Here is a 6,426-nt window from a genome sequence, read left to right as displayed (position 1 = left end):
GGCAAGACACCCACAACCCGGCAAACCTGAACACCGCCCCCTTGACACGCGCGGTAGGGCTGCGCCAGGTCGGCGGGATGACACGAACCCCTCCCCTTGGGGAAGAGAACAACATCAGCCGCCGCACGGCGACGCAGTCGACGGAGCCGGACTCCGGCCGCCCCCCACCCCACACGATCCGAACAGACTCGCACTACGGCGCGGTCCGAACGGGCCCCCAACACGGCGCGGTCCGAACGGGCCCGGACCACGGCAGGCCACCGATGGTCCACTGGCAGGTCTTCCCTCAAAGGAGGGGTTCGTGTCATCCCGCCGACCTGGCAACGCCCAACCGCGCGTGTCAAGGGGGCACTCGAAGCCAGACCGCACCTGACGCTGGAACGGCCCCCTTGACACGTGTGGTTGCCCTTGTGGAGGTCGGCGGGATGACACGAACCCCGGCACCCGCTGGAACAGGAGCCGACCCCCAGACCCCGTCATCCTGCTGATCTGCCCGTCCGGCGAGGACGCTCTTGATCTTTAAAATCTGGATCTCCCCCAAGATTGATCTTTACGGATTTGATCTTCACAGAGATGACGCAGCATCAGCACGAACGATTGCGGCCGGCGCGAAACGGACCCCTGATAGACGAGCGCCAAGCGGTTCCGTAACCTGTCCGAGACCTGAGCGGGTGTAACCCGATCGGGGCACCCACCTGGCTTCAAGGAGGATCGCGCGACCGTGGCGTCGAAATCCGCTCAGCGCACCGTCCGCGCGGCCCTGACGGCGTCCGCCGTCTCCGCGCTGGTCGGCGTCGCAATGCCCCTCCCCCATGCCGCGGCGGACCCCGAGGTGCCGCCCAACGCCTCCGAGGCGTTGAAGAAGTACTCCGACCTCTCCCACCAGGCAGAGGCGCTGAACGAAGAGCACCTCCGGGCGCAGGAATCCCTGGCCAACGCCCAGGGTGCGCTCGACCAGGCCAACCGCGACCTCTCCACGGCGGAGCAGGCGCAGGACGCGCTGCGCGGCCAGGTCGACCTGCTCACCGAGGCCTCCTTCGAGGGCGCCCGGTTCAACCAGCTGTCGGCACTGCTCGTCAGCGACTCACAACAGGACTTCCTCAACCGCATGTCCGCGCTCGGCGTGCTGGCGGGAGACAACGCGGAAGCGTTGCAGGGACTCAGCGCGGCCGTCGACCTCGCCAACGACGCGGCCCACCGCGCCAACGAGGCCGCCGACGCCGCGAACAAGGCCATCGCGGACATCGACCAGCGCAAGGCCGCGTTGGACGGGCAGATCACCGTGGCGCGCGAGGCCTACCGCTCGCTGAGCGCGGCGGAGCGCGCGGCGTTGAACAACGCGGGCGACATGAGCGCGATCCCCGTACCCGCGGGCAAGGCCGGTCAGGCGCTGGCGTTCGCGCTGGCCCAACGCGGCAAGAGGTACGTGTACGGCTCGAACGGCCCGGACACGTGGGACTGCTCCAGCCTCATGCAGGCGGCGTACCAGTCCGTCGGCATCGCGATCCCGCGCACGACGTACGGGCAGGCCACCATCGGCCGGTCGGTGTCGCGCAACGAGGTGAAGGCCGGCGACCTGATCATCTACTACTCGGGCCAGACGCACGTCGCGATGGCGATCGACGGCATCCGCGCCGTGCACGCGTCCACCGAGGGCGTACCGGTCAAGGTCCAGGACATCGAGTCGATCGGACCGGTGAGCGTCATCCGCCGCGTGATCGGCTGATTCTGGGGTACTACTCCTGCGCCACGATCCCGTGACGGAGGAAGACATGCCCGACGTAGTCGATCTGATCATGCAGGACCACCGCGAGGTGGAGCGGCTGTTCGCCGAGCTGAAGGACCACCCGGAGAAGCGCCCGCTGCTGGTGCCCGTGCTGACCGCCGTGCTCACCGCGCACAGCCGTGCGGAGGAGGCCGAGGTCTACCCGGTCGCCAAGGACGAGGCCGGCGAGACCGACGAGGTCGAGCACAGCCAGGAGGAGCACGCCGAGGCCGAGCAGCTGCTGCTCAAGCTCGCCCAGACCGACCCCGCGTCCCCGGCGTTCGACGACGCGCTGCGCGAGCTGGTCGACGCCGTGACGCACCACGTCGAGGAAGAGGAGTCGTCGGTGCTGCCCGGCATGCGTGAGCGGCTGACCGAGGAGCGGCGCGAGGAGCTCGGGCGGGCGTTCGCGGCGAGCCGGGCCCGGCACATGGGCGACCGGCCGGGTGAGGAGACCCGCGAGGAACTGCTGGCGCAGGCGCGCAACGCCGGCCTGTCCGGCGCCTCCGGGATGAGCAAATCGCAATTGGAGAAGGAACTGCACCCGTCCTGACGGGCGCTCACGACTCCCCTGGGCCTAGGCTGGGCGTCGGTTGAGCAGACAGCCGCACTCTGCCGACCACACCCAGGGGTGGACATGGAAGATTTCACCGACGCCATCACGCTCACGGCTCGCCAGGAGTCCGCGGGCGTGGTGGTCGTCGTCGTGACGGGCGAGCTCGACATGGCGACGGCACCGATGGTCGAGGAGTACGTCCACCGCAGACTCGGCCAGGCAGGCCGCACCTTGGTGCTCGACCTGTCCGGCGTCACGTTCTTCGGTTCGAGCGCCATCAACCTGCTCATCGGGCTGGGCGCGGCGTGCGATGCGGCGGGCACGGCGCTGCGGTTGGTGGCGACGACGAAGGTCGTGCTGTACCCGTTGGAACTGACCGACCTCACCGAGCACTTCACGATCGTGACGGCGGCGAGCGAGGCGAGCTGAGCCGGGGTGTCAGTGGTCAAGCACGGCCCAGACGACCTTGCCGCCGCGCGGCCACGGTGAGCAGCCCCAAGTCCGGCTCAGCGACGACACGATCGTGATGCCCCGGCCGTCCGACTCGCTCCTCGCCGCGGCAGGCGCGTCCGGGCTGTCGTCGGACACCGCGATGGTCAGCCGGGGACCACGCAGGTCCAGGCGCAGCACGGGGGCGGAACGGGCGTGCCGAACGGCGTTCTCCACCAGCTCGGTGGCCACCGTCACCGCGTCGTGGACCAGGTGGGTCACGCGCCAGCGGTCGCACGCCTGCCGGACGAAGTGCCTCGCCAGTCGCCCACTGATCAACGAGCCGGGCAGTTGCACTTCGTCGCGCCTGCGTTCGGCACGGTGTTCGACCGCGGCCAGCGCGGCGTTCAGCGCGCTGAACCACGGCACCCCACCCACGCCGCCGGCGAGCGCCTCCAAGTGGCCGGGCGACTCCCCGACCAGCATCACCGGCACGCCCGGCCACTCCGCCACCCGCAACCGCACCGTGGCGAAGACCGACATGAAGGCCGGGGTGGCGCACTCGAAGCCGTCGCCCAGCCGCACGATGACGGCGGTCGGCTCGTCCACCGCGCACTCAAGCAGCCCGTCGCGCAGCGCGCGATAGGTGGTCAGGTCGAGCCGGCCGGTCGGGCGAACCACCACCGCGCCGTCGACGTCGGTGCGGTGGAGTGGTAGCGCGGTCACGTCGAGCCTCGCGTCGGCATCAGGTCCCCCTGATCCGCTGCATACCCGAGCGAGGCCGTTCCTATTCGCTTCGGCGCAATGACAACGTGGTCCGAACGGCCCAACTCATCGCGCCGACGTGGCGACCTTGGCCTTCGGGGTCCACTGGGTGTAGCCGGCGCGCTCCGCCTCGGCGACGGAGCGGAACGTGACGTCGCCCTTCATGCGCTTGTAGTACGGCGAGTCGGGGGTGTGGAAGATCATCGACTTGGAGTTCGCCTTGACCTCCAGCTCCTCCGCGACGGGCGCGACGACGACTTCCGCGACCTCGCGCGGCGCCTCGACAGCCGCGACCACTGCCGGCGCTTCGGGCTCGGCGGCGACCTCGGGCTCGACGGCCTCCGGTTCCAGCACGACCTCAGACTCCAGCACGACCTCAGGCTCCGAAACGACCTCGGCGGCTTCCGGCTCCCGCACGGGCTCCGGCACGACCTCGGGCTCCGGGGTGGCTTCGGCGACCGGGGCCGGGGCTTGCTCCGCGATCACGACGGCGGCAGGAGCCTCGACCGCAGGGGCTTCGGCAGAAGCCTCGACGACGGGCTCGGCTGCCGCGGCAGGCTCAACCGGGGCGACGGGCTCGGCTTCGGCGGGCTCTGCCGGCGCAGCGGGCTCAACCTCGGCGCTGGGCGTCACCTCGGCGACAGGCGTCACCTCGGCGTTAGGCTTGACCTCGGCGACAGGCTCAACCTCGGTGCTGGGCTCAACTTCGGTGCTGGACTCGACCTCGGTGACGGGCGCGACCACGGCGACGGGCGTCACCTCGGTGACGGGCGTGATGGGCTCAGCCTGGGCCGTCGGCTGCGTCGGAGCGGCCGCCTGGTCGAGTTGGGCGCGCAGGTCACGGATGGTGGGGTTGAGACGCAACCAGACGACCGCCGCGCCCGCCAGGAACGCCGCCACGCACAAAACGATGGTGAACAACCAGGACACTGCCAACTCCTACGGCCACAGCTTGCGGAACAGGACGTCGACCGGACGCGTCACGACGAGCCGCGCACACCTCGGTCGGCAGGTCGGGCACCGTGGGCGTTGCCGCCCGAAGCCACGACGCCCACACCACGAGCTCGACCCGAAGGCGCACGACCCGTCGGCCGAATTCACCGTGTCGGGAACCACAGACTAAGGACGCGTCAGGCGGCGTTCGGCAGCACCCCCTGCCTGCACCCGCACCGGCTGCACACCGGGTGCGCGGGCAGCCGCACGTCGACCAGCAGTCTGCGGGCGTCCTCGAACGTCGGAACCCGTTGCCCGGGCACCAACAAGCTGTCCAGCACCTCCTGCCGGCGCCGCGCCAGCTCGCGGGTCCGCTCCACCGGATCCTTGAGCCTCGCCCGCACCCGCTCCCGCGACTGCTCGCGCGCCAAGGTGCCCGCCGCGCTCAACGGTCGCGCCGCACGTGGTTGGGTCAGGCGGGCGTTGCGCCGGTTGACGCGCCACCAGGCGCCCAGCGTCATACCCGCCACCGGGGGGCGCGCTCGCTGCGCGCCCCCCTGCCACCACGACCTCAGCCGCGCACGGAGGAAGTCGTGCGCTACCTGGTCGCGGCTTCTCGGGCTGCCCTGCCTGGTGCCGTCAGGCCTGCGGTCGACCGCCGCGAGCAGGGCATCGACGTTCCACCCCTCGCCGAACCACGGCTCGACGACCCGGCGCACGGCGGCGCGGTGGGCGTCGGGCCAGGTCGCGCGCAGGCAGAACGCCTCGACGGCCGTGTCGATCTCGGCGTCGGTCTCGGGGATGACACGGCCGGGCCACTGACGGGGATCGAGTCGAACACGCATCGCATGGCTCCCTTCGAACGCGTACCGAACATCCGTTCGAGATAGTGCCACCGACCACCGACAATTCCGGAGCCTTAGATTTGACTTATATAAGCCCAGACTGAAAGATGCAGGTCGTGCACGCGTTCGACGTACTCGGCGACCCGGTCCGCCGCCGCATCCTGGAGCTGCTCGCCGACGGCGAGCTGACCTCGGGCGCGGTCACGGAGGTGGTCCGCCGGGAGTTCGGCATCTCGCAGCCCGCCGTCTCCCAGCACCTGCGGGTGCTGCGCGAGAACGGCTTCGCCCGTGTCCGCGCGGAGGGCACCCGGCGCCTCTACGCGGTGGACGACCAAGGCCTGCGCGAGGTGGACGAGTGGCTCGACCGGTTCCGCCGGTTCTGGAGCGGGCACCTCGACGCGCTGGCCACCGAACTCGCGCGCGGAAAGCGCGAGAGGCGACTCAGGGAGGAACAACAGTGATCGACATCGCCGACCAGCTCAAGGCCATCCACCGCGAGGTGAGCGCCGGCTCGGAGGACACCATCGGCGTGCTGCTGCGCCGGACCTACGACGCGACCGCGGCGGACGTGTGGGACGCGGTGACCGATCCCGACCGGCTCAAGCGCTGGTTCCTGCCGATCAGCGGCGACCTGCGCGAGGGCGGGAACTTCCAGCTGGAGGGCAACGCGGGCGGCGACATCCTGACCTGCGCGCCGCCGAAGCTGCTGCGCGTGACGTTCGGCGCCGAGACCAGCATCGTGGAACTGCGCCTCACCGAGGACGACGACGAGCAGACCACCGTCGAGCTGGAGCACACCGTGCCGAAGGCGATGGCGGGCAGCGGCGCGGGCGCCCTGTACGTCGGCCCCGGCTGGGACGGCGCGCTGCTCGGCCTGGCCCTCTTCCTGGCCGGCGAGGTCGAGGAGGGCGCCGACCCGGTAGCCGCCGCGAACGCCCCCGAGACCCAGCGGTTCAACCTGGGCTCCATCGCCGCCTGGGAGACCGTCGTCCAGGCCTCGGGCACCGCCACCGCCGAAGACCTGGCCGCCGCCGTCACCGCCGCCAAGTCCCAATACGCCCCCGACCTGATCTGACCACCACCCCGACCTCGCCCACTTCCCTCCGCGAGGTCGCGTCGGTCGTTCGCGCCGT

Annotated in this window: 8 protein-coding genes; 5 read left to right on the top strand and 3 right to left on the bottom strand. The window is 70.7% G+C overall.

The genetic code is table 11. The features are described 5' to 3' along the window. Nucleotides 1–721: 721 nt before the first annotated feature. From AB0K14_RS36845 to AB0K14_RS36835, 3 genes are all read left to right on the top strand, one after another. The gene (locus AB0K14_RS36845; RefSeq protein ID WP_360464494.1) at nucleotides 722–1,726 is read left to right on the top strand and encodes an NlpC/P60 family protein; all 1,005 of its coding nucleotides are present in this window, start codon (nucleotides 722–724) and stop codon (nucleotides 1,724–1,726) included. A gap of 46 nt (nucleotides 1,727–1,772) precedes the next feature. After that, nucleotides 1,773–2,318: a hemerythrin domain-containing protein gene (locus AB0K14_RS36840; protein ID WP_360464491.1), complete on the top strand. Its 546-nt coding sequence runs from the start codon at nucleotides 1,773–1,775 to the stop codon at nucleotides 2,316–2,318. An 84-nt stretch (nucleotides 2,319–2,402) separates the two neighbouring features. Beyond that, nucleotides 2,403–2,750, top strand: a complete 348-nt coding sequence (locus tag AB0K14_RS36835; protein ID WP_360464488.1) for an STAS domain-containing protein — start codon at nucleotides 2,403–2,405, stop codon at nucleotides 2,748–2,750. Between the two features lie 9 nt (nucleotides 2,751–2,759). Here AB0K14_RS36835 and AB0K14_RS36830 read toward each other — a convergent pair whose 3' ends face one another. The 3 genes from AB0K14_RS36830 to AB0K14_RS36820 form a co-directional block, all read right to left on the bottom strand. Beyond that, a complete protein-coding gene (locus AB0K14_RS36830; RefSeq protein ID WP_360464485.1) occupies nucleotides 2,760–3,476 on the bottom strand; it encodes an ATP-binding protein in 717 nt (238 codons plus the stop codon). Between the two features lie 105 nt (nucleotides 3,477–3,581). Next, nucleotides 3,582–4,445 (bottom strand): hypothetical protein, encoded by an 864-nt coding sequence (locus AB0K14_RS36825; protein WP_360464483.1) that lies wholly within the window; start codon nucleotides 4,443–4,445, stop codon nucleotides 3,582–3,584. Between the two features lie 200 nt (nucleotides 4,446–4,645). After that, the gene (locus AB0K14_RS36820) at nucleotides 4,646–5,293 is read right to left on the bottom strand and encodes a hypothetical protein (RefSeq protein ID WP_360464481.1); all 648 of its coding nucleotides are present in this window, start codon (nucleotides 5,291–5,293) and stop codon (nucleotides 4,646–4,648) included. A gap of 116 nt (nucleotides 5,294–5,409) precedes the next feature. Between AB0K14_RS36820 and AB0K14_RS36815 the strand changes: the two genes are divergently transcribed. Beyond that, a complete protein-coding gene (locus AB0K14_RS36815; RefSeq protein ID WP_360464508.1) occupies nucleotides 5,410–5,754 on the top strand; it encodes a metalloregulator ArsR/SmtB family transcription factor in 345 nt (114 codons plus the stop codon). Further along, complete coding sequence (locus AB0K14_RS36810; protein WP_360464480.1) at nucleotides 5,751–6,368, top strand: SRPBCC domain-containing protein; 618 nt, start codon at nucleotides 5,751–5,753, stop codon at nucleotides 6,366–6,368. Before AB0K14_RS36815 ends, AB0K14_RS36810 begins: the two co-directional genes overlap by 4 nt. Nucleotides 6,369–6,426 lie beyond the last annotated feature (58 nt).

The sequence above is a fragment of the Actinosynnema sp. NPDC050801 genome, from assembly GCF_040673975.1.
Classification (GTDB): domain Bacteria; phylum Actinomycetota; class Actinomycetes; order Mycobacteriales; family Pseudonocardiaceae; genus Actinosynnema.
The sequence above is the reverse complement of the archived record's forward strand: the minus strand, read 5'-3'. Positions and strand labels throughout refer to the sequence as shown.

What these genes read in the sequence shown, in the direction of transcription:
- AB0K14_RS36840 (WP_360464491.1), top strand. Translation starts at nt 1,773, where the DNA reads ATGCCCGACGTAGTCGATCTGATCATGCAGGACCACCGCGAGGTGGAG.
- AB0K14_RS36835 (WP_360464488.1), top strand. Translation starts at nt 2,403, where the DNA reads ATGGAAGATTTCACCGACGCCATCACGCTCACGGCTCGCCAGGAGTCC.
- AB0K14_RS36820 (WP_360464481.1), bottom strand. Translation starts at nt 5,293, where the DNA reads ATGCGTGTTCGACTCGATCCCCGTCAGTGGCCCGGCCGTGTCATCCCC.